25 protein-coding genes are annotated in these 26869 nt (G+C 69.1%); 19 read left to right on the top strand and 6 right to left on the bottom strand.

What is annotated here, in order from left to right; genetic code table 11:
• Positions 1 to 317 precede the first annotated feature (317 nt).
• Genes SK571_RS42780 through SK571_RS42755 form a run of 6 tightly spaced genes read left to right on the top strand, consistent with a single transcriptional unit; the run spans position 318 to position 5657 of the window.
• The gene (locus SK571_RS42780) at positions 318 to 1016 is read left to right on the top strand and encodes a UDP-N-acetylglucosamine acyltransferase (protein ID WP_319989822.1); all 699 of its coding nucleotides are present in this window, start codon (positions 318 to 320) and stop codon (positions 1014 to 1016) included.
• A gap of 32 nt (positions 1017 to 1048) precedes the next feature.
• The gene (locus SK571_RS42775) at positions 1049 to 1288 is read left to right on the top strand and encodes an acyl carrier protein (RefSeq protein ID WP_319989821.1); all 240 of its coding nucleotides are present in this window, start codon (positions 1049 to 1051) and stop codon (positions 1286 to 1288) included.
• On the top strand, positions 1281 to 2009 hold the full coding sequence (locus tag SK571_RS42770; RefSeq protein WP_319989820.1) for an SDR family NAD(P)-dependent oxidoreductase: 729 nt from the start codon (positions 1281 to 1283) through the stop codon (positions 2007 to 2009). The genes SK571_RS42775 and SK571_RS42770 overlap by 8 nt, the downstream gene beginning before the upstream one ends.
• The gene (locus tag SK571_RS42765) at positions 2006 to 3382 is read left to right on the top strand and encodes an AMP-binding protein (protein WP_319989819.1); all 1377 of its coding nucleotides are present in this window, start codon (positions 2006 to 2008) and stop codon (positions 3380 to 3382) included. Before SK571_RS42770 ends, SK571_RS42765 begins: the two co-directional genes overlap by 4 nt.
• Positions 3379 to 4437, top strand: a complete 1059-nt coding sequence (locus tag SK571_RS42760; protein ID WP_319989818.1) for a LuxE/PaaK family acyltransferase — start codon at positions 3379 to 3381, stop codon at positions 4435 to 4437. The genes SK571_RS42765 and SK571_RS42760 overlap by 4 nt, the downstream gene beginning before the upstream one ends.
• Positions 4434 to 5657, top strand: a complete 1224-nt coding sequence (locus SK571_RS42755; protein ID WP_319989817.1) for an acyl-CoA reductase — start codon at positions 4434 to 4436, stop codon at positions 5655 to 5657. Before SK571_RS42760 ends, SK571_RS42755 begins: the two co-directional genes overlap by 4 nt.
• A gap of 67 nt (positions 5658 to 5724) precedes the next feature.
• Here SK571_RS42755 and SK571_RS42750 read toward each other — a convergent pair whose 3' ends face one another.
• From SK571_RS42750 to SK571_RS42740, 3 genes are read right to left on the bottom strand one after another with little or no spacing between them, the layout of a single operon-like run.
• A complete protein-coding gene (locus SK571_RS42750) occupies positions 5725 to 6822 on the bottom strand; it encodes a UDP-N-acetylglucosamine 2-epimerase (protein WP_319989816.1) in 1098 nt (365 codons plus the stop codon).
• 22 nt (positions 6823 to 6844) lie between these two features.
• Positions 6845 to 8020, bottom strand: a complete 1176-nt coding sequence (lhgO, locus tag SK571_RS42745; RefSeq protein ID WP_319989815.1) for an L-2-hydroxyglutarate oxidase — start codon at positions 8018 to 8020, stop codon at positions 6845 to 6847.
• A 29-nt stretch (positions 8021 to 8049) separates the two neighbouring features.
• The gene (locus SK571_RS42740; RefSeq protein WP_319989814.1) at positions 8050 to 8925 is read right to left on the bottom strand and encodes an LLM class flavin-dependent oxidoreductase; all 876 of its coding nucleotides are present in this window, start codon (positions 8923 to 8925) and stop codon (positions 8050 to 8052) included.
• 60 nt (positions 8926 to 8985) lie between these two features.
• On the opposite strand from SK571_RS42740, the gene SK571_RS42735 reads away from it, so the two are divergent.
• The 13 genes from SK571_RS42735 to SK571_RS42675 all read left to right on the top strand — a co-directional run bounded on the left by SK571_RS42735 (position 8986) and on the right by SK571_RS42675 (position 23933).
• Positions 8986 to 9789, top strand: a complete 804-nt coding sequence (locus SK571_RS42735; protein WP_319989813.1) for an HAD family hydrolase — start codon at positions 8986 to 8988, stop codon at positions 9787 to 9789.
• 187 nt (positions 9790 to 9976) lie between these two features.
• Complete coding sequence (locus tag SK571_RS42730; RefSeq protein ID WP_319989812.1) at positions 9977 to 11074, top strand: DegT/DnrJ/EryC1/StrS family aminotransferase; 1098 nt, start codon at positions 9977 to 9979, stop codon at positions 11072 to 11074.
• Positions 11071 to 12045, top strand: coding sequence for a Gfo/Idh/MocA family protein (locus SK571_RS42725; protein WP_319989811.1), 975 nt, complete (start codon positions 11071 to 11073; stop codon positions 12043 to 12045). Before SK571_RS42730 ends, SK571_RS42725 begins: the two co-directional genes overlap by 4 nt.
• Positions 12046 to 12064: 19 nt before the next feature.
• Positions 12065 to 13981, top strand: a complete 1917-nt coding sequence (locus tag SK571_RS42720) for a DUF6541 family protein (RefSeq protein WP_319989810.1) — start codon at positions 12065 to 12067, stop codon at positions 13979 to 13981.
• Positions 13982 to 14081: 100 nt separating this feature from the next.
• Entirely contained in the window at positions 14082 to 15110 is a 1029-nt protein-coding gene (locus SK571_RS42715; RefSeq protein WP_319989809.1) for a glycosyltransferase family 2 protein, read from the top strand.
• A complete protein-coding gene (locus SK571_RS42710; protein ID WP_319989808.1) occupies positions 15107 to 16366 on the top strand; it encodes a lipopolysaccharide biosynthesis protein in 1260 nt (419 codons plus the stop codon). Before SK571_RS42715 ends, SK571_RS42710 begins: the two co-directional genes overlap by 4 nt.
• Before the next feature lie 10 nt (positions 16367 to 16376).
• Positions 16377 to 17117, top strand: coding sequence for a glycosyltransferase family 2 protein (locus tag SK571_RS42705; protein ID WP_319989807.1), 741 nt, complete (start codon positions 16377 to 16379; stop codon positions 17115 to 17117).
• A gap of 9 nt (positions 17118 to 17126) precedes the next feature.
• Entirely contained in the window at positions 17127 to 17525 is a 399-nt protein-coding gene (locus tag SK571_RS42700; RefSeq protein ID WP_319989806.1) for a DUF2304 domain-containing protein, read from the top strand.
• 39 nt (positions 17526 to 17564) lie between these two features.
• The gene (glf, locus tag SK571_RS42695) at positions 17565 to 18752 is read left to right on the top strand and encodes a UDP-galactopyranose mutase (protein WP_319989805.1); all 1188 of its coding nucleotides are present in this window, start codon (positions 17565 to 17567) and stop codon (positions 18750 to 18752) included.
• A gap of 6 nt (positions 18753 to 18758) precedes the next feature.
• The gene (locus SK571_RS42690; RefSeq protein WP_319989804.1) at positions 18759 to 20630 is read left to right on the top strand and encodes a glycosyltransferase; all 1872 of its coding nucleotides are present in this window, start codon (positions 18759 to 18761) and stop codon (positions 20628 to 20630) included.
• A 68-nt stretch (positions 20631 to 20698) separates the two neighbouring features.
• Positions 20699 to 22561, top strand: coding sequence for a glycosyltransferase (locus SK571_RS42685; RefSeq protein WP_319989803.1), 1863 nt, complete (start codon positions 20699 to 20701; stop codon positions 22559 to 22561).
• Positions 22562 to 22638: 77 nt separating this feature from the next.
• A complete protein-coding gene (locus SK571_RS42680; protein ID WP_319989802.1) occupies positions 22639 to 23454 on the top strand; it encodes a PIG-L family deacetylase in 816 nt (271 codons plus the stop codon).
• 32 nt (positions 23455 to 23486) lie between these two features.
• Positions 23487 to 23933, top strand: coding sequence for a hypothetical protein (locus SK571_RS42675; protein WP_319989801.1), 447 nt, complete (start codon positions 23487 to 23489; stop codon positions 23931 to 23933).
• Here SK571_RS42675 and SK571_RS42670 read toward each other — a convergent pair.
• Genes SK571_RS42670 through SK571_RS42660 form a run of 3 tightly spaced genes read right to left on the bottom strand, consistent with a single transcriptional unit; the run spans position 23923 to position 26833 of the window.
• Complete coding sequence (locus tag SK571_RS42670) at positions 23923 to 24735, bottom strand: carbohydrate ABC transporter permease (RefSeq protein WP_319989800.1); 813 nt, start codon at positions 24733 to 24735, stop codon at positions 23923 to 23925. The genes SK571_RS42675 and SK571_RS42670 overlap by 11 nt on opposite strands.
• Entirely contained in the window at positions 24732 to 25607 is an 876-nt protein-coding gene (locus SK571_RS42665; protein ID WP_319989799.1) for a carbohydrate ABC transporter permease, read from the bottom strand. The genes SK571_RS42670 and SK571_RS42665 overlap by 4 nt, the downstream gene beginning before the upstream one ends.
• Positions 25604 to 26833 (bottom strand): ABC transporter substrate-binding protein, encoded by a 1230-nt coding sequence (locus tag SK571_RS42660; protein ID WP_319989798.1) that lies wholly within the window; start codon positions 26831 to 26833, stop codon positions 25604 to 25606. Before SK571_RS42660 ends, SK571_RS42665 begins: the two co-directional genes overlap by 4 nt.
• Positions 26834 to 26869: the final 36 nt, after the last annotated feature.

The raw sequence follows: 26869 nt of genomic DNA, 5'->3' as shown, positions 1-26869 counted from the left end.
CGTTGCCGGAATCGACGCGGTCGGCAACCTCGAGTACTACGCCGGCAACGGCACGGGTGGTCTCGGCTGGGGCGGTTCCATGTGGACCGGTGCCCACTGGGCCGGCCACAAGGCAGTCGCCTGATCTCAGTGCGTCCTCGTGGGGCCGGACACCTCGTCCGGTCCCACGGCTGCGTAGCGGTCCTGTCGGCGAGTGAGGCCGCCGACGTCCCAGACGGGCCAAACGCGAGGTCCGGTAAAGTGGCTACCCGGCCCCGTCCGGCGAATCCGCAGGTGGCGTGGGTTACACCAGCACCCGACGGGCAGGAACGGACCAGGTGGCGAACCGCATTCACGAGACCGCGATCATCGGCGCGGAAGTCGAGTTCGGCGACGGCAACGTCGTCGGGCCGTACACGGTGATCGCCGGGCCGTGTCGCATCGGCGACGGCAACTTCATCGGGCCGCACGTCAGCATCGGCGGGCCCGCGGAGTACCTGAGCGCGCCGCACGTCGCCGGCTGGGACGGTGAGGTCGAGGGGCCCGGGGTCGTGATCGGGGACCGGAACCGGATCCGCGAGTTCGTCACGATCAACCAGGGCGTCTCGGACGCCACCAGGATCGGCAGCGACAACTACGTGATGGGTCGCGCGCACATCGCGCACGACTGCGTGGTCGACAACAGCGCGGTCATCACCAGCGCCGTCCAGATCGCCGGCCACTGCCACGTCTGGTCCGGCGCGAACATCGGGCTCGGCACCGTCGTGCACCAGGGCGTGCAGATCGGCCCCGGCGCGATGGTCGGTCTCGGCTCCGCCATCCGCAAGGAGGTCGGTGCGTTCACCATCACGCTGGGCAACCCGGCCCGCACGACCGGCGTCAACGTCATCGGCCTGCAGCGTCGCGGCTGCACCGAGGAATTGATCGCGGCGCTCACGGGTTTCCTCACGGGGAAGGAGGCCGAGGTTCCGGCCGGCCTGCCCGAGGAGCTCGCCACGCTGCTCAAGGCGTGGAACCAGCGCGCAGACCAGCACTGATCCCGGCCAAGCACCGATCCGAGAGAGAGAACATGTCGCTGAACGACCGTCTTCGCGGTGTCTTCGTGGACGCCCTGCAGCTCGACGACGACGTGGACGTCGAGAACCTCAAGTACCGCGACATCGACGAGTGGGACTCGGTCGGCCACATGGCTCTGGTCGCGGCCATCGAGGACGAGTTCGACGTGCAGTTCGAGACCGAGCAGGTCATCGACATGAGCAGCTTCAAGGTGGCCCTCGACATGGTCAAGGGCTTCGGCATCAGTGAGTGACTTCACCGGCAAGGTCGCTGTCGTCACGGGCGGCACGCGCGGTATCGGCTTCGCCACGGCTCGCGCCCTGAGCGAGGCCGGCGCCACGGTCGTGCTGACCGGCCGGGACGCCGAGACCGCCGCCGTGCGCGCCAAGGAGATCGGTGCGCACGGGGTGGCGCTCGACGTCACCGACTCGGCCGCGGTGAAGGACGTCTTCAAGACGATCGCCAAGGAGCACGGCCGCATCGACGTGCTCGTCGCCAGCGCCGGGGTGCTGCAGGGCGGTCTCATCGGCATGCTCACCGACGACCACATCGCCACGACCCTCAGCACGAACGTCGCCGGCACCATCGTCTCGGTGCAGGCCGCCGCGCGCGCCATGATGCGCAAGCGCAGCGGGTCGATCGTGCTGCTCGGCTCGATCGTGGGCGAGGAGGGCAACGCCGGCCAGGCCGTCTACGCCGCGTCGAAGGCCGCGCTCAGCGCGTTCGCCAAGTCCGCTGCCAAGGAACTCGGGCGCAGCGGCATCCGGGTCAACGCGGTGGCGCCCGGTGTGATCCAGACCGACCTCATCGCGGAGCAGTCCGACGAGGTGCTGGAGCGCGTCAAGGAGACCACGGCCCTGCGCCGGATCGGCACCGCGGACGAGGTCGCGAAGGTGATCACGTTCCTCGCGGGTGACGACGCGTCGTTCGTGACCGGGCAGGTGCTCGGGATCGACGGAGGACTGGTGCTGTGATGCTGGTGCACGCGGGAGCCCGGTTGCGCGACGCCGCGACCGGCGAGCTCATCGCCGGTGCCGAACTGCGGCAACGGGTGCAGGAGCAGGCCAAGGCGTTCGCCGACCTGCCGCCCGGCGTGCTCTTCGCGCGCATCTCGCCCGACGTCGCGGGCGTGCTCGGCTACCTCGGCGCGCTGGAGGCGGGCAGGGCGGTCGCGCTGCTCGACCCGGCCCAGGACCGCGAGGTGCTCGACGCGCTGATCGCCCGGTTCCGCCCGGCCGCCGTGCTCGGCGCCGGTGAGGGTGATCCGCCGCCCGGCTACCGCGAGGACTGGGTGCGTGCGGACGCCGAGGGCGTCGTGCCGCACGAGGACCTCGCCGTGCTGCTGCCCACCAGCGGCTCCACCGGCAACCCCAAGTTCGTCCGGCTCTCCCGGCAGGCCATCGCGGCCAACGCCGAGGCGATCGCCCAGGTGCTCGGCATCGACGAGAACGAGGTCGCGCCGACGAGCCTGCCCCTGCACTACAGCTACGGCATGTCCGTGCTGAACAGCCACCTGGTCCGCGGCGCGACGGTCGTGCTGGAGAACTCCGGCGTGGTCGGCCGCGGCTTCTGGGACGCGGTCATGCAGTACGGCATCACGTCGCTGGCCGGCGTGCCGTACCACTACGAGATGCTGCGCAGGCTGCGGTTCGACCCGGCCAAGTACCCGACGCTGCGCACGCTGACCCAGGCGGGCGGCAGGCTGCGCCCGGAGCTGATCACCGAGTTCCACACGAAGATGACCGAGGCCGGCGGCCGGATGTTCGTGATGTACGGGCAGACCGAGGCCGGACCGCGCATGTCGACGCTGCCGAGCGACCGGCTCGCCGAGAAGCTCGGGTCCGTCGGCCCCGCGCTGCCGGGCGGGACGTTCACGATCCGGGCCGAGGACGGCACCGAGATCACCGAGCCCGGCGACACCGGCGAGGTCGTCTACCGCGGCCCGAACGTGATGATGGGCTACGCCGAGTCCGAGGCGGAGCTGGCCCTGGGTGACGTCACCGGCGGCGAGCTCGTCACCGGCGACCTGGGCCACCTCGACGCCGACGGGTACCTCTTCGTCACGGGCCGGATCAAGCGCATCGGCAAGGTCTTCGGCAACCGGGTCAGCCTCGACGACCTGGAGCAGATCGTGAAGGCGCACGGAGCCGCCGCCGCGGTGCCCGCCGGCGACAAGGTCGTCGTCTGGCTCGACGGCGCGGACAAGGACACCTGCAAGGCCGCCGCGAAGCTGCTGGCCGAGACGCTGCACCTGCACGTCACCGGCTTCGACGTGCGCGGCAGCGACGGGTTCCCGCTGCTGCCCAGCGGAAAGATCGACTACCGGTCCCTGGAGGCACGGGTATGAGCGAGAGCGTCTTCGGTCGCAGCCAGGTCGAACGGGAGGCCGCGCTGCTGACCGAGCTGACCGAGCTGACCGAGCACCACCGCGCGCACTCGGTGCAGTACGACCGGATCCTGTCGTCGCTCGGCATCGAGCAGGGGCAGCGGTTCGACTCGCTGGCCGAACTGCCGTGGCTGCCGGTGCGGATGTTCAAGACCCACGAGCTGAAGAGCATCCCGGACGACGAGGTCTTCAAGGTCCTCACCTCGTCCGGCACGACGGGTGACCCGTCCCGCATCTACCTCGACAAGGACGCCGCCGCGGTCCAGCCGCGGATGCTCGGCGCGACCCTGCGCGAGGTGCTCGGCGGCAAGCGGCTGCCGATGCTGATGGTCGACACGATCAGCATCATCAAGAACCGCCGCTCGTTCTCCGCCCGTGGCGCGGGTGTGCTCGGCATGGCGAACTTCGGCCGTGCGCACGTCTACGCGCTCGACGAGAACGACCAGCCGGACGTCGAGGCCGTGAAGGGCTTCCTGGAGAAGCACGGCAACGAGCCGTTCCTGATCTTCGGCTTCACGTTCATGGTGTGGCAGTACCTCTACGAGGTCGCGCGTGAGCACAAGCTCGACCTGTCGAACGGCATCCTGATCCACTCGGGCGGCTGGAAGAAGCTGATCGACATCGCCGTCGACAACAGCGAGTTCCGCCGCCGCTTCGCCGAGGACACCGGCCTCACCCGGATCCACAACTACTACGGGATGATCGAGCAGATCGGCACGGTCTTCCTGGAGGGTCCGTCCGGGAACTCGTTGTACTGCCCGGAGTTCGCGGACGTCATCATCCGCAACCCGGACACCTGGGAAGAGCAGCCCGTCGGCGAACCGGGTGTCATCGAGGTCATCAGCACGTTGCCGCGCAGCTACCCCGGCCACGTCCTGCTGACCGAGGACCTCGGTGTCGTGCACGGGATCGACGACGGCGACTGGCCCGGCAAGCGGTTCTCCGTACTGGGCAGGCTGCCGCGCGCCGAGGCCCGCGGCTGCTCGGACACCTTCTCTGGAGCTGTTGCGTCATGAAGCGCCGTTTCCCCGCAGGCCCGGACACCGACGTCGACTCGCTGCTCGCCGACCTCGGTCGCGAGCCGGAAGGCGGCAGGCTGAAGGTCGGCGACGAGCGCATCGTCGACTTCCTCCGCGTGCTCGCCCGCAAGCTGCTCGCCCCCGCGATGGCGCGCCGCTACCCCGAGCTCGCCTCGCTGGGCTTCTTCCTGCGGCGCGGTGAGATCGCGAAGGTGCTGCGCGCGGTCGAGACGCCGCCGGGCGTGCTGAGGTTCCCGCGCGGCCTGGTGTTCCACGTGCCGCCCGCGAACGTCGACACGATCTTCGTGTACTCCTGGGCGCTCTCCGCCCTCGCCGGCAACCGGAACGTCGTGCGGATCTCGCCGCGCTCGGCCGGCGCCGCCGAGGCCGTGGTCGAAGCCCTGAACGCCGCGCTGGCGGAAGCGCACCCGGTGGTCGCGCAGACGCAGGTCATGGTCACCTACGACCGCGACGACAAGATCACCGCCGCCCTGTCCGCCGCCTGTGACCTGCGGGTCATCTGGGGCGGCGACCGCGCGGTGACCGAGGTGCGCAAGATGCCGCTGGCACCGCACGCCCGCGACGTCACGTTCCCCGACCGCGCCTCGTTCGCGGCGATCTCCGTGGCGGGCTGGGAGAAGGCGACGCCGGAGCAGCGCAGGGACGTCGCCGTCGGCTTCTACAACGACTCCTACTGGTTCGACCAGGCCGCCTGCTCCTCACCGCGTGCGCTGTTCTGGGTCGGCGACGCCGCCGGCGCCGAGGCCGGCCGCGAGGAGTTCCGCGGTCTGCTCGCGGACGTCATCGCGGCGAAGGAACTGGTCGTCGAGCCGGCGATGGCCGTGCAGAAGCGGGTGTCGGCGTACGGCGTGGCCGCGGACGGTCACGCGACGTCGATCCGCTTCGACGGCAACGCGGTCGCCACGCTGGAGCTGACCACACCGCAGGACGTGCCGCGCGAGTGGCTGGGCGTGGGCACGTTCCCGCTCGCCACCCTGTCCTCGCTCAGCGAGCTCGTGGACATGGTGCAGCGCAAGGACCAGACGCTGTCGGCGTTCGGTTTCTCGCAGGAGGAGCTGGAGCAGCTGGCGCACGACCTGGCCGGTCGCGGCATCGACAGGATCGTGCCGTTCGGCTCGGCCCTCGCGTTCTCCGAGCACTGGGACGGCTTCGACCTGCTGGCCGAGTTCAGCAGGCTCGTTACCGTCAAGGCCTAGAAGCCTGCAGGGACAACGAAAAGGGGGCCTCGCCGCGCGGCGAGGCCCCCTTTCTCGTCAGCTCAGATCAGCAGAAACCCATCTGCGACAGCGTGTCCACCACGATCTTGCTCGGGTGGAAGTCGTCCATCTTGGACGGACGACGGTACGACTCGTAGTTCTCCAGGAAGCCCTGCAGCTTGCCGCCGTCCATGCCGGTCAGCAGCAGCGTGGTGTTGCCGCCGTGGTTGTCCTCGGTCCGCTCGCGGTGGATCGCGCACGGCACACCGAGGTAGTTGCACTCGGCCTGCAGACCGCCGGAGTCGGTGACCACGAACTTCGCGCGCGCCATGATCGGCAGGAACGCGAGGTAGCGCAGCTTCGGCTTGATGATCAGGCGTTCGCCGTCGAAGAGGTGACCGAGGCCGTACTGGCGGATGCGCTCCTGCTCCGGCGGCCCCGCCAGGTACAGGATCGGCATCTTCTCCGACGCCTTCTTCAGCAGCTCGAGCGCCTCGGTGTACTTGTCCTTGCGGGACACCAGCTCGAAGCGGTGCAGCGTCGCGAGGCCGAACTCCTCCGGCAGGTCGAACGTCGGCTCGGCGTCGATGGCGAGACGCATCGCGTCGATCGCCGTGTTCGCACCGGTGCCGATGACCGCGCCACGGGCGTTGCGGAGGTTGTTGACCTCCTTGGCCGTGGGGGCGAAGTGCAGGTCGACGATCTTGGCCGCCAGCTTGCGGTTCAGCTCCTCCGGCAGCGGCGAGAGCAGGCTGCCCGACCGGGCCCCGGCCTCGATGTGGCCGACGCGGGCCCGCAGGATCCGCTTGCCGATGAACGCGCCGTAGGGCGTGGTGAACGTGTCCCCGTGCACCAGCACGAGCGGCGGGCGGCCGTCGTCCTTCAGGATCGCCTTGAGCTCGTGGCGGCGGCTCCACGCGTTCTTCATGACCGTCGCGGCCCAGCCGGGCACCTGCGCCGGTCGCTCGATGTGCTGGGCCTGCTCCTTCGGCACCAGCCAGACGCTGGGCTCGGGCAGCTGCAGGTCGGCCAGCGTCTCGGCGACGTGGTCGACGTGCTGCGCGGTGAACCAGATCTGCGGCTTCGTCCCGCGCTCGCTGATCGCGTGGAACACGGGCGCGATCTTGATCAGTTCCGCGGTGGTGCCGAGGATGAAGGAAATCACCCGGCCGAGGATACCGGGGGCGCTATTCGATCACTGACCGCGTCAGGTCCGCGACGTGCTTCGCGATCTCCAGCGAACCGGTCGCGGCAGGCGAAGGCGCGTTCAGCACGTGGACCTGCCGAGGAGCGCTCTCGACCAGGAAGTCGTCCACGAGCGAACCGTCGGGAAGCATCGCCTGCGCGCGCACGCCGGCCTCCGCGCGAACGATGTCCGCCTCGGTCACCTCGGGCACGAGCCTCGCCAGCGAGGCCGCGAACCGCTTGCGCGACAACGACCTCAGCACCTCGTCCACGCCGGTCCGCGCGTACTTGCGGGCGAGCTTCCAGGTGCCGGGGAACCGCACGACGTCCGCCACGTCGCCGAACGAGAAGTCCCGCCACCGGTAGCCCTCGCGCCGCAACGCCAGCACGGCGTTCGGTCCCGCGTGGACGCTCCCGTCGAGCATCCGGGTCAGGTGCACGCCGAGGAACGGCAGCGTCGGGTCCGGCACGGGGTAGATGAGCCCGCGCACGAGGTCGGTGCGCGTCAGTTCGTAGTACTCGCCGCGGAACGGCACGATGGTCGCCTTGGGGGAGAGCCCGGCCAGCCGCGCCACCCGGTCGCTCTGCAGGCCCGCGCAGTTCACCAGCGCGTCCGCCCGCACCACGCCCTGCGGCGTGAGCACCTCGACGCCGGCCGGTGCGGACCGGATCGCGACCACCGGCGACTGCAGCCGCAGGTCGTGCCCGTCCAGCTCGCGCACCAGCGCGGCGCACACGGCCTTGAAGTCGATGATCCCGGTCGACTCGACCCGCAACGCCGCCACGCACGACACGTGCGGCTCGTACTCCAGCGCCTCGGTGGCGGAGATCAGCTTCGCGGGCACGCCGTTCGCCTCGGCCCGTGCCGCCAGGTCGTGCAGGCGGGGCAGTTCGCCGGTGGAGGTCGCCACGACGAGCTTGCCGCACACCTCGACGGGAACGCCGTGCTCCCGCGCGAACGCGATCATCGACGCGTTGCCCGCGACCGACATCCTGGCCTTGAGCGAGCCGGGCTTGTAGTAGAGGCCGGCGTGCACGACGTTGCTGTTGTGCCCGGTCTGGTGCGCGCCCCAGTGCCGTTCCTTCTCGAGGACCGTCACCCCGTCGCCGCGTGCCGCGAGCTCCCTCGCCACCGCGAGTCCGACGATTCCGCCACCCACCACCACGACCTGCGCCACGGCTGCGGAATCTACCTGGCAGGAGGGCCTCAGTGGCCCAGCGTGGGCAGCACGTCCGCCGCGATCTCCTCGACCACCGACTCGCTGCCCGCGTAGACGCCGTCGTGCCGGGGCCAGTGCGCGACCACGTCGGTGAAGCCCAGCTCGGCGGCCCTGCCCACGGCGTCGGTGAAGTACGCGGCGCTGGACAGCGAGTACACCGGTGCCGAGTCCAGGTTCAGGTGCCTGCTCATCCGGGAGGAACGGCCGTGCGTGACGAACGTCTCGGTGAACTGCTCGGACAGCTCGGCGACACCGCGCCACCAAGCCTCCAGGTCCTCGGTCGGCGGTCCGGTGGTGACCCAGCCCTGGCCGAACCGCGCGGCGATCCGCATCGCCTTCGGGCCGTTCGCCGCCACCACGAACGGCACCCGCGGCCGTTGCACGCAGCCCGGCGCGCTGCGGGCCTCCTCCGCCGAGTAGAACTCGCCCTGCCACGACGTGCGGTCCTTGACCAGCAGCTGGTCGAGCAGCTCGACGAACTCGCCGAACCGGGCCGTCCGATCCCGCGGCAACGGCGCCTCGCCGCCCATCACCGTGGTGTCGTACCCCGCCCCACCTGCGCCGACGCCGAGCGTGAACCGTCCGTCGGACACGTCGTCGAGGGTCAGCAGCTCCCGTGCGAACGGCACCGGGTGGCGGAAGTTCGGGTTCGCCACGAACGTCCCGAGTCTGATGCGCGAGGTCACCATCGCGGCGGCCGTGAGCGTCGGCACCGCGCCGAACCAGGGACCGTCGACGAGTGACCGCCAGCCGAGGTGGTCGTAGGTCCACGCGTGGTGGAACCCGTACTCGTCGGCTGCGCGCCACTTCGGCTCGGCGATCCACCAGCGGTGTTCCGGGAGAATGACGATTCCTACGCGCACGCCAGTACGGTAACGAGCTGTTCAGCGTCCGACGAACCTGGACCAGGCAACATGTCAGCTGTGGAACAACCGCGCCTGGTGGCATCTGACATCGACGGAACCCTCCTGCACCCCACTGAGCAGGTGAGCGAGCGCACCCGCGCGGTGATCGGGCGCGTGCTCGCCGCCGGAGTGCCGTTCGTGCTCGCGACCGGCCGTCCGCCGCGCTGGGTGCCGAGGATCGCGCGGGAAGCGGGAGTGGACGGCCTGGCGGTCTGCGCGAACGGCGCGGTGCTCTACGACGTCGGCCGCGACGAGATCGTCTGGGCGCGCACGCTCGACCCGATGCTGCTGCACGACGTGGCCGGTGCGATCGACGGCGCGGTGCCCGGCTGCACCTACGCCGTGGAACGGGTCGGCGGCGGCACCGACGACACCACGTTCGTCGCGGAGCTGAGCTACACCCACCCGTGGCCGGAGGGCCCGAACGTCGGTCTGAGCCGCGCCGAGACGCTGGGCAAGCCCGCGATGAAGCTGCTCGTCCGCAACCCGTCCATGACCAGCGAGGAGATGGCCGACTCGATCGGCACGCTGCTCGGTGACCAGGTCGACCTCACGTACTCGACGAACAACGGGCTGGTCGAGCTGGCCGTGCCGGGCGTGACCAAGGCGAGCGGGCTCGCCGACGTCGCCGACCGGTTCGGGGTGGACCCGGCCGACGTGATCGCGTTCGGCGACATGCGCAACGACGTGGACATGCTCACCTGGGCGGGCCACGGGGTCGCGATGGCCAACGCCCACCGGTCCGCGCTGGACGTCGCCGACGAGGTCACCGCACCGAACAGCGAGGACGGCGTCGCCCTCGTGCTGGAGCGGTGGTTCTAGACCACGCCGGGCAACCCCGGGACGGCCCCGGCCGTCTTCTACAAGCGCGTGCCTCGCGTCCAACCGCCCAGGTAGAACCCGGATCAGCTGTCAACACCCGTACGGGTAGCGTGATGACCCGCGACGCAGGCTAACGCGCACTGCGCCGGGCCCGCCGGTGTGGTTCCCCGAAGGCGAGAGACGCTGAATGATCCCGATTACTGTCGTTGACGTGGCCGCTGCCGAGGAACTCGTGCTGCAGGTCCTCCGCTCCGGCGCGATCGCGCAGGGCCCGATGGTGAAGCGCTTCGAGGACGCCTTCGCGGGCGTCGCCGGCGTGCCGCACGCGGTCGCCGTGAACAACGGCACCACCGCGCTGGTGGCCTCGCTGCAGGTGCTCGACCTGCAGCCGGGAGACGAGGTCATCACCTCGCCGTTCACGTTCGTCGCGACGCTCAACGCGATCCTCGAGGCCGGCGCCACCGCCCGGTTCGCGGACATCCGCGACGACGACTTCAACATCGACGCGGACAAGGTCGCCGCCGCGGTCACCCCGAACACCAAGGTGCTCATGCCGGTGCACCTCTACGGGCAGACCGCGGACATGGGCAAGCTCGTGCCGCTCGCGCAGGAGCACGGCCTCGCGCTGGTCGAGGACTCCGCGCAGGCCGTCGGCGCCACGTTCGAGGGCCGCCCGGCCGGCAGCTTCGGCATCGGCTGCTTCTCGCTCTACGCGACCAAGAACATCACCACCGCCGAGGGCGGCGTGATCACGACCTCGGACGACACGATCGCCGACCGCCTGCGCGTGCTGCGCAACCAGGGCATGCGTCAGCGCTACCAGTACGAGGTCGCCGGTCACAACTACCGGATGACCGACATCCACGCGGCGATCGGCATCCCGCAGCTGGAGAGCCTGGAAGAGATCACCAAGGCCCGCCAGGCCAACGCCGAGGCGTTGACCAAGGGGCTCGGGGGCATCAAGGGCCTGCAGCTGCCGCAGGTGCTGCCGGGCCGCACCCACGTGTGGCACCAGTACACGGTGCTGATCACCGACGACGCCCCCGTGAGCCGCGACGAGTTCGCCGCGAAGCTCACCGAGAAGGGCATCGGCAACGGGATCTACTACCCGAAGACGGTCTTCGACTACGACTGCTACCGCGACAACGACAAGGTCGTCATCTCCGACGTCCCGGTCGCCGAGCGGGTCGCCCGCCAGGCCCTGTCGCTGCCGGTGCACCCGAAGCTGACGGACGCGCAGCTCGACACCATCATCACCACGGTCCGCGAGGTGCTGGGCGCATGAGCACCGTGCCGAAGATCGCCCTCATCGGCGTCGGCAACATGGGGTCGCTGCACGCCCGTGTGCTGAACCAGTCCGAACGCTGCGAGCTCGCCCGCATCATCGACCCGCGCGAGGAGGTCGGCCGCAAGGTCGCCGCCGGGTTCGAGACCGCGTGGTCGCCGGAGATCGGCGACCTGTCCGACGTGGACGCCGTCGTGCTCGCCTCGGCCACCGAGTCGCACCACGGCCTCGCGCTCGACGTGCTGAACCAGGGCAAGCCGCTGCTCGTCGAGAAGCCGGTGTGCGCCGACCTCGCCGAGACCGAGGAGGTGCTGGCGCTCTCGAAGGAGCGCGGCATCCCGATCATGTGCGGTCTGCTGGAGCGCTACAACCCGGCCGTGATGACCGCGCTCGAGCTCGTCTCCGAGCCCGTCTACGTCTCCGCGGTCCGGCACTCGCCGTACGCGCCGCGCATCCGCACCGGCGTGGCCTGGGACCTGCTCGTGCACGACGTCGACCTGGCGATCCGCTGCATGGCGGGCGTCGAGCCGACGAACGTCTCCGCCGGTGTCGGCCAGTTCCACCCGTCGTCGGTCACCGGCGCGGAGGACGTGGTCAACACGCTGCTGCACTTCCCGACCGGCGCCATGGCGTCGGTGTCGGCGTCGCGCATCGGCCAGCGCAAGATCCGCACGCTCTCCATCACCGAGCTCGACCGCCTGATCGAGGTGGACCTGCTCACCAGGAACGTGACGATCTACCACCACGTCTCGCAGGACGCGGCCACGCCGGACGGCCGGGGCTACCGCCAGCAGGCGATCATCGAGATCCCCGAGCTCGTGACGGCGCGCGAGCCGCTCGCGACCCAGCTCGACAGGTTCCTCGACCTGATCGCCGGCAAGGTCGACGCCGACAGCGAGCGCGACTCGATCCTTCCGTCGCACCGCGCCGTGGCCCAGGTCAAGGCGAAGTCCGCCGCGCTGGCCGGCTGAACCGGAGAACTGACTTCTGATGGGTGCATTCGTCGTTCTGGCGTTCATCCTGCCCGGCCTCGCGGTCGGGCTCGCGTTGCGGCTGAGAGGCTGGACCCTCGCGGCCGCGGCGCCGGTGCTCACGTTCGGCACCATCGCGCTCGGCACGCTGGTGCTCGGCAACCTGGGCATCTCGTGGAACCTGCTGACGGTGGCGGTGTGGACGGTGGTCCTGACCGCCGTCGTCGGCGTGGCGACGTGGCTCGTCGCCCGCCGCACCGGCACCGAGCCGCTGATCGAGGAGCCGAAGCGCTCGCTCGGTGAGAACCTCGTCGTCCTCGGCGGCGTCGTGCTCGGCATGGCCGTGGGCGCGGCGACGTTCCTGCGCGGCATCGGCGGCACGTTCAGCACGGTCAACCAGGACTGGGACGCGCCGTACCACGGCAACGCCATCCGGTGGATGTCCGAGCACGCGACGGCGCTGCCGTCCGCGCTGGCACCGATCGCGAACCTCCCGGCCGGCACGCAGTACTTCTACCCCAACACGTACCACGCGCTGCTCGCCCCGCTGCTGGACAAGGCAGTGGGCATGCCGGAGCTGCTGAACCTCGCCGCGCTCTCGGTGATCCTCGCGTGGCCGCTGGGCATCGCGGCACTGGCGCTCGCGTGGCGCATGCCGCCGCTCGGCGCCGCGATCGCCGCCGGCGTCTCGACGTGGTTCACGGCGTTCCCGTACGACTCGCTGTGGCGCGGTCCGCTGTGGCCCTACGTCGCCGGTGTCGCCCTGGTGCCCGCCACGATGGCCATCGCCCGCAAGATCATGACGACGCGCGGCCTGACCGGCCCGCTCGGGCTCGCGCTCGCGGTCGCCGGTCTCACCGGCCTGCACACGAGCCTCGTGTTCATCGCGTTCGCGTACATCCTGATGCTGGCGCTGGCGCTGGTCTTCAAGCTGGAGCCGATCGACTGGAAGGCGAGCTGGAAGCCGCTCGCCCTCACCGCGGCGCTCGGCCTGCTCGCCGTCATCCCGGTCATGCTGCCGGCCCTGGTCCAGTCCGCCGGCGTGACCGGCGCGCAGTGGGACGAGTTCGCGTCACCCGCGGAGGGCATCGGCCAGACGCTGCTGTTCTCCCCGGTCGTCGCGTTCCCGCAGTGGTTCCTCGGCATCGCGGCGATCATCGGCATCGTGCTGATGATCAAGCACCGCACCATGTTGTGGGTCGTCGGCGCGTGGATCCTGCTGGGTGCGCTGTACGCCGGCACCGCGTCGCTGAACAACCCGTTGATCAACTCGCTCAGCGGGCCGTTCTACAACGACGCCTGGCGGTTCGCGGCGCTGCTGCCCCTCGCCGGTGCCATCGCCGTCGGTGAGCTGGGGCAGACCGTCGCCACCGGCCTGACCGCGAAGCTCGGCTCCCGCGTCAGCCCGCAGCGGGCCGCGTTCGTCGTGCCCGTCGCGTTCGGCATCGCCGGTGTGCTCGTGCTCGGCCTGCTGGGCAAGGGCGCCTACATCGGCCGCAACGCGGAACGCCTGTCGGAGACCAACAACGAGGGCGCGACCGTCACGAAGGGCGAGCGCGAGGCCTACAAGTGGCTCGCCGAGCACTCGAAGGACCGCCCGGTCGTCAACGACCGGCTGGACGGCTCCGTGTGGATGTACGCGCTGGCCGGCGTGAAGCCCGTCGAGTGGACGTTCTACGGCGCGGACGAGAAGACCAACGCGGGCCAGATCACCTGGCACCTGCAGGACATCGACAAGGACCCGAACGTCCGCAAGGCCATCAACGCCCTGGGCGTGAAGTACGCCCTCGTCGGTGCCGGCTACGTGCGGCCGAACTCGCGGCCCGCGCCGGGGCTGATGGCCCTGGAGCGGCTGCCCGAGGTGCGGAAGGTCTACGAGAACCCGCAGGCCACCATCTACGAGTTCGTCGAGCCGGGCACCGGCAAGACGTCCTGACAGAGGTGTGGCGCAAGGGCCCGGCCGGGCATCGGCCGGGCCCTTCGCCGTGTGGACCCCTGAGACTCGTGAGCGACGGAGCGCCTGGATACTGGTCGGCGTGACGAGCCGGAGCAATTCCCTCCCCGACGTCCCCACCCTCAGCGTTGTCATCCCCACCTACAACGAGCAGGACTGGATCGGCCGCTCGGTCGAGGCGCTGATGACGTCGCTCGACCGCGCCGGCTGGCCGGCCGAGATCGTGGTGGTCGACGACGGCAGCACCGACGAGACGCCGAAGCGGCTCGTGGAACTCGTGCAGCGCTTCGGCATCACCGTGGTGAGCCAGGAGAACGCGGGCCGGTTCGCCGCGCGCCAGGCAGGTCTGGCCGCCGCCACCGGCGAGCGCGTCCTGCTGCTGGACAGCCGCGTGATCATCGCTCCCGAGGCGTTCACGTACCTGCGCGACCAGTTCGTGCAGCACCCCGAGCGCAAGGTGTGGAACGGGCACATCAACGTCGACACCGTCGGCAACCCCTACGGCGGGTTCTGGGCCGGCCTGGTCGCGATCGGCTGGCGGAAGTACGTGGCGAACCCGCGCCTGGTGTCGTTCGGCGCGGACGAGTTCGACCTCTACCCCAAGGGCACCGGCTTCTTCTGCGCCCCGCGTGAGCTGCTGCTCGGCGCGGCGAGGTCCTTCGAGTCGCTGTTCGACGACGTGAAGCTCGCCAGCGACGACACGCGCATGCTGCGGTGGATCTCCGAGCAGGAGAACATCCACCTGAGCCCCGGCTTCGCGGCCACCTACAACAGCCGCGACTCGTTCAAGAAGTTCGTGAAGCACGCGTACTTCCGCGGCACCACGTTCGTCGACAGCTACCTCGACTCGCCCGGCCCCGCGCGCAACGCGTTGTTCGCCGCCATGGCCGTCGGTGTGGTCGGGCTCGTCGTCGCGGCGAAGTTCCCGAAGACGGCGCTGCTGCTGATCCTCGTCGGCATGGCCGGTGCCGGTGTGGTGGCCCGCAGGTGCGGTGCGACGAAGGACCAGACGCTGGCCGTGTCCAAGCTGCTGCCGGTGTTCGCCGCCAGCTTCGGCTCCGGTGTGGTGCGCGGCCTGTTCCTCGCGTTGAAGAAGGCACTGACCAAGTGACCGAGAAGACCGCCGGCCGTTCGCTCGGCACCGTGGGAATCGCGGTGCTGATCGCGGCAGGACTCGGTTATCCGCTCCTGATCGTGACCGCCCGCACCCTGTCCCCGGCGGACAACGCGGTCTTCCTGACGTTCTGGGGCATCGTCTTCGGTGTCGGCAGCACGCTCGCACCGGTCGAGCAGGAGCTGTCGCGCCTGGCCGCGGTGGCCGACGTGGCGGGCAAGCGGGCCAACGCCACCGGCCTGCGCACGGTCGCGGTCGCGGCGGCGGCCGTGGGGCTGTTCGGACTCCTGGTCGCCCTGCCACCGGTGAGCGAAAGGCTCTTCGGCGAGCACACGGTGCTCGCGCTCGTCGCCCTGGCATCCGGTCTCGCGTTCGCCGTGCAGTTCGGCACCCGCGGCACGCTCATCGGCTTCCACGAGGCCAAGTCGTTCGGTGGCCTGGTGGTCAGCGAGGCTGCCGTGCGGATCGGGTTGCTCGGTCTGTTCGTCGTGCTCGGGCTCAACGGCGTGGTGCCGCTCGCGATCGCGGTCGCCGCGGGCTCGTTCGCGTTCCTCCCGTTCGGCTTCCGTGCGCGCAAGCACCTCGACCTGACCGGTGGCGCCGAGCCGTGGGGCGTCGTGGCCAGGCGGATCCTGGTGCTGATGCTCAGCGCCGGTCTCACCGCGTCGGTCCTGACCGGCTACCCGGCGATCGTGAAGCTCTTCGCCACCACCAGGGAGGAGCTGGAGGCGCTCAGCGGCCTGTTCCTCGCCCTCACCGTGGCCAGGCTGCCGCTGCTGCTGCTGTCGCCGGTGCAGGCGATGGCCGTGCCGACCGTCGTACGGCTCTCGCAGGACGAGGAGGGGCACGGAAAGCTTCGTGCCCTGTTGGTCAAAGGTTCAGCCGGAGCGTTCGGGCTGGCGGCGGTCGGTGCGGCGTTCGGCTGGCTCATCGGCCCGTGGGCCGTCAAGCTCCTCTTCGGTGCCCAGTACGACGTTCCCGGCTGGGTTCTCGCAGGTCTGGTGTGGTCTTCGGTGCTGCTCGGCGCCGTGATGCTGCTCGCTGCCGTGCTGGTCGCACGCACCGAGGGCGCCAAGGTCCTGGTCCTGTGGGCGCTCGTCGCGGCGCTCAGCGTGCTGGTGCTGACGTTCGCACCCGGTGACCTGGTGTTGCGCGCCGTGCTCGGTCTGGTGGTCGCGCCGACCATCGGTGCGTTCGTGGCCATGGCTTTCGTGCTGCGGCCTGGTGTCCGTGCTGAAACCTCTACTGGTTAGGCTCCTCGACGTGTCTGACTCTGTCGACTTGCGACGAGTGCTCATCGTGCTTCCCGCGTTGAACGAGGAGCACAACATCGAGAAGGTCATCGCCGAGGTGAAGGCCGCCCTCCCCGAGGTCGGCGTGCTGGTCGTGGACGACGGTTCCACGGACCAGACCTCGCTGCGTGCCCGGGAGAGCGGCGCCCAGGTGGCGCGCCTCGCGGTGAACCTCGGTGTCGGCGGTGCGATGCGCACCGGGTTCCGCTACGCCGTGCGCAACGGGTTCGACGTCGTGGTCCAGGTGGACTCCGACGGCCAGCACAACCCGGCGCACGTGCCCGAGTTGCTGCGCGAGCTCGACCACGCGGACATCGCCATCGGCGCCCGGTTCGCGGGCAAGGGCGACTACAAGGCCCGCGGCCCGCGCCGCTGGGCCATGAAGCTCTTCGCCGTGGTGATCTCGGCGATCTCCGGTACGAAGCTCACCGACGTCACGTCGGGGTTCAAGGCGTCCGGTCCGCGGGCGGTCCGGCTCTTCGCCGCCCACTACCCGGCGGAGTACCTCGGCGACACGCTGGAGGCGCTCGTCATGGCGGCACGGGCCGACCTGAAGATCGTGCAGGTGCCCGTGGTCATGCGCGTGCGCGCCGGCGGCACGCCGAGCACGTCGCCGGTGAAGTCCGCCGTCTACCTGCTGCGGGCCACCCTGGCGCTGACACTCGCTCTCGTTCGCCGCAAGCCCAAGACCGGCTCCTTCGAAGCCGCTTAGGAGGCTCCCGTGTCTGCGTTCCGTTTGCTGGCGATTGCGGTCGCGGCGGTCGTGCTGATCGTCGTCGTCGAAATGATGCGGCGTCGCAAGCTCCGCGAGAAGTACGCGGCAATGTGGCTGTTCGTCGGTATCGGTGTAGTCCTTTTGGGCGCGATCCCCGGCCTTCCGACGTGGTTGTCGAACCTCACCGGGATCCAGCTCGCGGCCAACTTCCTGTTCGCCGCCGCCGCGTTCACGCTGCTCTTCGTCGTGCTGCAACTGTCCAGTGAGGTGGGTCACCTCGAAGAAGAGGTGCGCACCACGGTGGAGGAGATCGCGTTGCTGCGCTGTGAGCTGGAAGGCGTGCGTGCCGAACTGGACAAGCGCGTCGCGACGACCGAAGAACAACTTCTCCGAGCCCAGCCCTGAATTCGGGGCACTCGGGGCATACAGGTAACCTCGCTTGCCGTGAGCTTCGCAGGTTATGACCTGATCGTCGTCGGTTCCGGATTCTTCGGCCTCACGGTCGCCGAGCGCACCGCGTCCCAGCTGAACAAGCGGGTGCTGGTGCTGGAGCGGCGTGACCACATCGGAGGCAACGCCTACTCGGAGGCAGAGCCCGAGACAGGCATCGAGGTGCACCGCTACGGCGCGCACCTGTTCCACACGTCCAACAAGCGCGTGTGGGACTACGTGAACCAGTTCACCTCGTTCACGAGCTACCAGCACCGCGTCTTCGCGATGTACGACGGTCAGGCGTACCAGTTCCCGATGGGACTGGGCCTGATCTCGCAGTTCGTCGGTCGCTACATGTCGCCTGAGGACGCGAAGGCGTGGGTCGCCGAGCAGGCCTCGGAGATCGACACCAAGGACGCGAAGAACCTCGAGGAGAAGGCGATCTCGCTGGTCGGCCGTCCCCTGTACGAGGCGTTCATCAAGGCCTACACGGCCAAGCAGTGGCAGACGGACCCGAAGGAGCTGCCCGCGGCGGTCATCAGCCGTCTGCCGGTGCGCTACAACTTCGACAACCGCTACTTCAACGACACCTACGAGGGCCTGCCGGTCGACGGCTACACCGCGTGGCTCGAGAAGATGGCGGACCACCCGAACATCGACGTCAAGCTGTCCACGGACTACTTCGACGTCAAGGACGAGATCCCCGCCGGCACGCCGGTCGTCTATACCGGCCCGGTCGACCGCTACTTCGACTACTCCGAGGGCTGGCTCGGCTGGCGTACGCTCGACTTCGAGCAGGAAGTGCTGCCGATCGGCGACTTCCAGGGCACGCCGGTCATGAACTACAACGATGCGGACGTGCCGTACACGCGCATCCACGAGTTCCGCCACTTCCACCCGGAGCGCGAGTACCCGAGCGACAAGACGGTTATTGTTCGGGAGTTCTCCCGCGCTGCGGAGAAGGACGACGAGCCGTACTACCCGATCAACACGGCTGAGGACCGCACCAAGCTGGAGCGTTACCGCGAGCTGGCCAAGAAGGAAGCCTCGGAGCGCAACGTGATCTTCGGTGGGCGCCTCGGCACGTACAAGTACCTGGACATGCACATGGCGATCGGTTCTGCGCTGAGCGTGTTCGACAACAAGATCGCTCCGCACCTGGCGTCCGGTCAGGCGCTGGACGGGTCGCTGGAGGACTGAATCGCAATGCCGGGCAAGTCCAACCTCGTGGAGCACGAGGCGCCGGAGAAGCTGCTGACGCAGCGCGGCCTGTTCGCAGGGCCCTCCCAGATCGTCTCGGAGGACCTGTACGCCGAGGTGAAGCGCGGGATCGCCGAGCGGGAACGTCACCGCATGGTGGTCCACCCGAACGCCACGGTCTCGATGAACACCTACTTCGGGCGTTTCCCCGCGTCGTACTGGCAGCGGTGGTGCGTGAGTCCCGAGGTGGAGCTCGAGCTCGAGGTGACCGGCTCCGGCCAGGTCGCTCTCGTCGCCTCGGACTCCGAGGGTGAGACCCGCACGGTCGTCGCGGAGAAGGTCGCCGGCGCGAAGGCGCAGAAGGTGCGCCTGACCGCGAAGATCGACAAGTTCACCGACGGCGGTGGTCTCTGGTTCGACGTGATCACCGCGGAAGACTCGCTCGTCGTGGAGAAGGTCCGCTGGACGGTCGCGCCGCCGAAGACGGTGCGGCCGACCGCCGTGGTCATCTGCACGTTCAACCGCGTCGACGACTGCCTCAACACGATGGCCGCCCTCGCGTCGGACCCGGAGCCGTTGAAGCTCGTCGACACGGTCTACGTCGTCGACCAGGGCACGGACGCCGTCGAGTCGCGTGAGCGGTTCGCCGAGGTCTCGGCCGCGCTCGGGCCCAAGCTGCGCTACATCAGGCAGCCGAACCTCGGTGGTGCCGGCGGCTTCACGCGCGGCCTCTACGAGGTCACCGAGATCGACCACGCCGAGCACGCCAACGTCCTGTTCATGGACGACGACGTGCTGTGCGAGCCCGAGATCGTCATCAGGCTCACCGCGTTCGCGAACCGCACGACGCAGCCGACGATCGTCGGCGGTCAGATGCTCTACCTGCTGCACCCGAACTTCCTGCACGTCGGTGCCGAGTACGCGAACCTCGACACCCTCGCGCCGGGCCAGGTCGTGGAAGGCGCGCTGTTCAACGCCGACCTCACCGGCTACGACGAGGAGACGGGCAAGCGCAACGTCCAGGACAAGCGCGTCGACGCCGGGTACAACGGCTGGTGGTCGTGCCTCATCCCGTCGGAGATCGTGAAGGCGGTCGGCTACCCGCTGCCGCTGTTCTTCCAGTGGGACGACATCGAGTACGGCTACCGCGCGCGTGAACACGGTTTCGCCACCGTGTCGCTGCCCGGTGCCGGTGTCTGGCACGCGGACTTCCACTGGAAGGACTGGGACGACTGGCACAGGTACTTCAACCTGCGCAACGCCCTGATCACCTCCGCGCTGCACAGCCGCTTCGACCCGAAGATGATCGTGCGCGGCATGGCCAAGCAGTTCGCCACGTACATCCTGGGCATGCAGTACGGCCTCGCCGCCACCCAGCTCAAGGCGATCGAGGACTTCCTGAAGGGCCCGGACTTCCTGGCGGACGGCGGTGTGCAGGCGGCGGCGGACATCCGCAAGCTGCGCGCCGAGTTTCCGGAGACGGTGCGGCACCCGGCGTCGGAGATCCCCGGTTTCAAGCCGGGCAGCCTGCCGATGATCAGCGCCGCGCCGACGCCGAAGCTGATCGCGCCGGTGTTCGCCAAGCGTCTCGTGAACCAGCTGCGAGGCAAGTCCGTGCACGAGGCCGGTGCTGTTCCCGCCGGTGACTCGGCGTGGTGGCACGTGTCGCTGTTCAACACGGCGGTCGTGACCGACGCGTCGCAGGAGGGCGTGCGGGTGCGCAAGCGGGACAAGGAACTCGCGGTGCGCCTGTCCAAGCAGGGCGCCAAGGTCTTCCGCGAGCTGTACCGCAGGGCTCCGGAGATGCAGCGCGCCTACCGGGGCGCGATGGGGAAGCTCACCAGTCGCGACACCTGGTCGCGGTTGTACGACCTCTGATTCACACAACGCTTTGCACGGGCGGTCCGGATCTTCCGGGCCGCCCGCTCTAGTGAGGGGAAAGGTCTGTGGACCAGAACTGCGTGCTGCAACGGGTGATCCTGCCCCGCGACGAAGATCCGCTCGACGTCCGGCCGCTCTACCTGGACGAGCCGGACTCGGTGCACTGCCACGTCGCGTCCCGCCGCAGCACCACGGTTCCCCCGTCGGCGAAGGTCTCCTTCTCCACCTACTTCAACGCTTTCCCGGCCTCCTACTGGAAGCGCTGGACGACCGTCGACGAGGTCGTGCTGCGCATGGCGGTGCGCGGCACCGGTCGTGTCGACGTGTACCGCTCGCGGCCGTCCGGCGACATCATCCACATCGAGGGCCAGTACGTCCGTGACGCGGCCGAGTGGACCGACGTCGAGTTCACCGTGTCGCTCAAGCCGTTCGAGGACGGCGGCTGGATCTGGTTCGACGTCTTCACCGACGACGCGCCGCTCGAGATCCGCGAGGCGGCCTGGACCGTGCGCGAGCCGTTGCCCGCGCAGACGGTCGCCATCGGCATGACGACCATGCGCCCGGTCGACGCCGTGATCGCGTTGCGCGCGCTCGGCGAGGACAAGGCCGTGCTCGACGTGCTCTGCAAGGTGTTCGTCGCCGACCAGGGTGCGGTGAAGGTCCGTGACACCGAGGGTTTCGCGGAGGCCGCGGCACTGCTCGGCGACAAGCTCGAGGTCATCGAGCAGGACAACCTGGGTGGCTCCGGCGGGTTCACCCGCGGCATGTTCGAGGCGATCGAGAACACCGACGCCGACCAGATCATGTTGATGGACGACGACATCCGGCTCGAACCGGACGCGGTGCTGCGCTCCAACGCGTTCGCCCGCGCCGCCGCCCAGCCGGTGATCGTCGGCAGCCACATGCTGAACCTGTACTCGCGGGCCCGCCTGCACAGCTTCGCGGAGATCGTCGACCTCAACACGTGCTTCTGGCGTGCGGCGCCCGGCGCGGTCACCGACCACAACTTCGCCACCGACTCGTTGCGGGACACCAAGGAACTGCACCCGCGCGTCAACGCCACCTACAACGGCTGGTGGATGTGCCTGTTCCCGCGCGAGGTCGTGCGTCGCAGCGGCTACCCGCTGCCGCTCTTCATCAAGTGGGACGACGCCGAGTACTCGCTGCGGGCGCTGGAGCACGGCTTCCCGACGGTGTCGCTGCCCGGCTCCGCGGTCTGGCACATGCCGTGGACCGACAAGAACGACTCGACGGACTGGCAGGCGTACTTCCACACGCGCAACCGTCTGATCCTCGCCGCGCTGCACAGCCCGTACGACGTGAAGAACGGCATCGTGAAGCACGGCCTGAAGCTCACGCTGCGCCACCTGCTGTCGATGGAGTACTCGACCGTCATGTTGCAGCAGAAGGCGATCGAGGACTTCCTCGCCGGCCCGTCGCTGCTCTTCGACTCGCTGCGCACCGCGCTGCCCGAGGTGCGCAAGCTGCGTGCCGAGTACTCCGACGCGCAGACCCTGCCGTCGGCGAGGGAGTTCCCGCCGCCGACCTTCGACCAGGTGCGCGCCGAGGCCCTGCTGCAGCCGTCGCAGTCGAAGATCACCACCGCCAAGCGCGCCGCGAAGTCGTTGCTGCACAACTTCCGCAGCCCGGCCCCCGACGCGGCAGGCCGCCCGCAGATGAACGTGCCGGCGCTCAGCGCCCGGTGGTTCCTGCTCGGCAACCTGGACAGCGCGACCGTCTCCACCGCCGACGGCACCGCGGTGGCGTTCTACAAGCGCGACCCGCAGGAGTTCCGCGCGCTGGCCAAGCGGGCGGCCCGCAACTACCGCCGGCTCGGGCAGGAGTGGGACCAGCTCAAGCGCGTGTACCGCGCCGCGCTGCCGGAGCTGACCTCGACGGAGTCGTGGCGGAAGGTATTCGAGAGCTGATTCGTCCCTCCTTCTCAGGGCAGGGTCCGTCGTTCATCGGATGGGCGACGGACCTGGCACGGCCTTGGGAGGGAACCGTGACCACGCTCAGCTTTGTCGCGCACCAGGACGACGACCTGCTCTTCATGAACCCGGACATCGCGTCGGACGTGTGGGACGGCCAGGACGTCTGGATCGTGTACCTGACCGCGGGAGACATCCCGCACCGCCCCGGCAGCTCCCACGGGGGCATCCAGTACGCGGAGATGCGCATCGACGGCGTGCGCGCCGCCTATGCCAAGACCGCCGGGGTGGCGAACAACTGGCACTACGAGCAAATGATGTTCGGTGGCCACCCCGTGCCCACGAACAGGCTCGCGGACACCAACGTGCGCATCGTGTACACGTACGTCCACGCAGCAGCCGGCCCGGAGGACGACTTCGGCGACCTGTGGCGCCTGCTCAACGTGCCGGGCTTCACGGCCAAGCCGATCGACGGCCGCCCCGCGTACACGTACGCCGAGTTCGTGGGCATGATCCGCGGCATCATCGACCACGTCGGCCCTGACTTCATCCGCACGGGCAGCTCGATCGGCCACCGCGAGGGCGACCACATCGACCACACGGCGGCCGCGATCCTGGTCGCCGACGCGAGCACCGACGACCAGGGCCGCACCGCCGTGCGCCGCTTCGAGTACACCGGCTACCGGGTGCTCAACCTGCCGGAGAACGTCGACGGGCATCTGCGTGCCAAGAAGACCGAGATCTGGGACGCGTACTGGCCGCACGACCCGGAGCTGAACCAGTGGAGCTGGCGGGCGGCGATGAGCAGGCGGTACGCGCCGGACGGCCGGATCTTCCACCCCGGTGTCCCGTGGATCCCGCCGGGCGACTTCGCCAGCTCGGTAGCCTGACCCTCCGTTCGCGGTGGGGAGGGCAGCAGTTCTTGCGCGCACACGAGGTTCCGGAGCTCTACGAGGGTGACGTGGTCGTGGTGTCCAGCCCGGTCGTCTCGACGACCGTCGCGCGCGTCTCGCACCACCACGTCCACCTCGCGTGGCCGTGGAAGGCGAAGGACCCGAAGTCGGAGTTCTCCTGGGACGGGACCGTCGCCTTCTCCCGGTTCGCCGAGAGCTCGGAGTGGCGGAACACGCCTTGGCGGTTCAAGTGCGATCCGTGGGGCCTGCAGCCTGGTGACGTGGTCGAGCTGTTCATCCCCGAGACCGACGCCGTGGTCCGGTCGGTCAGGAGGCTCGACCGGCCTCGGGACATGGGCTGGTTGCCTCGGCCTGTGCTGGTGCTCGGGTTCGGCACGGCCGAGTTCGCCGGCGACCCGGAGGCGGGCTTCGTCATCTACTGCGACACCGACGAACCGATCACGATCAGCCCTTGATCCCCGTCTCAGCCACCCCGCGCACCAGCCACCGCTGCATCGCCACGAACACGATGACCAGCGGGGTGATGGAGACGGCCGCAGCCAGGAACAGCTCGTGCACGTTGATCGACTGAGCCGTGAGGAACGTCGACAACGCCACCTGCACGGTCCACGAGTCCTGGTCCTGCGCAATGACCAACGGCCACAGGAACTGGTTCCACGACGTCACGAACGCGATCACCCCGAGCGCCGCGAAGAACCCGCGTGAGTTCGGCACGACAACGCGCCAGAACGTGCCCCAGTGCCCGAGTCCGTCGATTCGCGCGGCCTCCTCCAGCTCCCGTGGGAAGTTCAGGAAGTACTGCCGGAACAGGAACGCCGTGAACCCGCTGAACAGCCCGGGAATCACCAGTCCGCGCAGGTCGGAGACCCACCCCAGCGTCGACACGACGACGAACGTGGGCACGAACGTCACCGCGGCGGGAATCATCAAAGTGGCGACGACGAAGTAGAACACCACATTCGCGTACCGGTAAGGGATCCGCGCCAGCCCGTAGCCGGCCAGCGAGCACAACAGCAGCTGGCCAAGAGTCTGCAAAACCGCCACCACCAGTGAATTCACCATGCTCCGCACCAACGGCACGGCGGGATCGCCGAACAGCTCGGCGAAGTTCTCCCAGCGCACCGACGACGGCAGGAACGTCCACGACGTCGCGCTGATCTCCGACTCCGACACCAGCCCGTTGCGCACCACCAGGTAGAACGGCACGAGGAACAGCACGGCCGCCACGGACAAAGCCAGGTACCGCAGGGCCTTCACCGCCGCACCGCCCTTCCCTGCAACAGTGTCACGCCGACGATCAGCAGCGTCAGGATCACCGCGCCCGCACTGCCGTGCCCGAAGTCCTGCCCTCCGCTGCCCAATGCCGTGTAGTACAGGTAAATCAACGGAGGCCGGGCGAACGGCGGATAGCCCCGGTCGGTGCCGAGCACGTTGTAGAACTCGTCGAACGCCTGATAAGCGCCGATCAAAAGCAGCAACAACACGGCGACCGAGGTGGTCCGCAGCTGTGGCAACGTCACAAACCGGAACGCCTGCCACGACCGCGCGCCGTCGAGGGCCGCTGCCTCGTACAGCACCACGGGAATCCGTTGCAGGCCCGCGATGAACAGGATCATGTAGAACCCGAGCTGCAACCAGAGCCGCAGCGTCACGAGCACGAGCCAGTACCAGGGCGGGGACGTGGAGACCGTCCACGCGACCGGATCGGCGCCGAACCAGCCCAGCACCGTGTTCGCGAGGCCCGAGCGCAGGCCGTTGAAGATCGAGAGCTTCCACACCAGCGACGCCACGACGTACGAGCACGCCGTCGGCAGGAAGAACACCGAGCGGAAGAACGCCTGCATGAAGCTGATCTGGTTGACCAGCAACGCGAGCGCGAGAGCCAGCACGAACGTCAGCGGCACGATGAAGGCGGCGAACACGCTGAACGTGCCGAGGCTGCTCAGGAACGGCCCGTCGGTCAGCATGTCCACGTAGTTGCGCAGCCCGACGAACTCGGTCGGTGTCACCGTGTTGCGCGCGTCGAAGAACGACAGCAGCAGGCTCCAGCCGATCGGCACGTACACGAACACCAGCAGTCCGGCGGCGAACGGCCCCACGAACAGCCAGAACGCGCGTCCGTGCCTCATCCGTACAGGCGCTTCAGCTCGTCCCTCGCCACGCCCGCCGCGGTCTTCAGTTCGGCGTCGGCGGGAGCGCCGTCGCGGACCACCCGCGACACGGCGTCGTTGAACGCCGTCCGCATCACCGAGGTCCAGTCCGGCGGGTTGGACGCCTTCGCGTTGTCCCGCACGAACTTCACCGCGTCGGCCGCCGCACCCGACGTCAGCTTCGACGCCTTCTCCGAGATGCTCTTGCGGGGCGGGATGTGGAAGCCGTAGCTGAGGTTGAAGTCCTCCTGGTAGTCGGTCTTCTCGATCCACAGCCACCGCACGAAGTCCTTGGCCTCGTCGATCCGCTTCGACTTCGCGTTGACCATCGCCCCGAACGCCCCGACCGGCACGCTGGGCTTCCCACTGCTGGTGAGCGAGGGGAACGGCAGCACGCCGAAGTCGTCACCCAGCGCCTTGGCGACCGCCGGTACCGCCCACAACCCGGTCCACTGCATGGCGACCAGGCCCTGCGTGAACGCGTCCGGCTCCGCCCAGTCCTTCACCGCGCCCAGCAACAGGCTGCCGCTCGTGTAGAGCTCGCGGAGCTTGCCGACCGCCGTCGCCGCGAGGGGATCGTCGAACCCGACCTGGTGGTCCCGCACGTAGTCGAGGCCGGCCGACCACAGCGCAGGCCCGCCCAGCACGCCGCCACCGCCGTCGTTGCCGGCGAAGAGCCCTTTGACCGAGCCCGTGGTGAGGCGCTTGGCGGTGTCGATCAGCTCATCCACAGTGGACGGTGGTTGCACGCCGGCCTGAGCGAACAGGCTCTTGCGGTAGAACAACATCTGCATGTCCACGGCCTGCGGGACGCCGTAGATCTTCCCGTCGACGGTGTGCGTCGCGAGAATCGACTCGGAGAAGTCGCTCCTGGCGTCGCCGAAGACGTCGTCGAGCGGCACGAGCTGACCCGCCCGGACCGAGCTGATCTGCGGGGTGGACTCGAAGACGTCCGGTCCGCCGCCGGACAGCAGGCTCGTCGCGAGCTTGGAGTCGTAGTCGCCGGGGTTCCACTGCACGTCGACCTGGGTCCTGGTGTACGCCTTGGCGTAGCGCTCCACGGCCTGCTGCACGCCGGGCTCGCCGTACGCGTGGTACCACTGCTTGAGGGCCTGGCCGTTGCCGCCCCTGCCGGTGTTCGAACCGCACGCCGCGAGCAACGCGCTCGCGCCGGCCAGGGACAGAAGTCTGCGTCGGGAAATCACTCACCCCGTCTTACTCCGATCACTCGATGTGCGCGA

Source organism: Lentzea kristufekii, from assembly GCF_033949925.1.
Taxonomy (GTDB): domain Bacteria; phylum Actinomycetota; class Actinomycetes; order Mycobacteriales; family Pseudonocardiaceae; genus Lentzea; species Lentzea kristufekii.
Note: the sequence above shows the minus strand (reverse complement) of the source record. Positions and strands in the feature narration are given on the sequence as shown.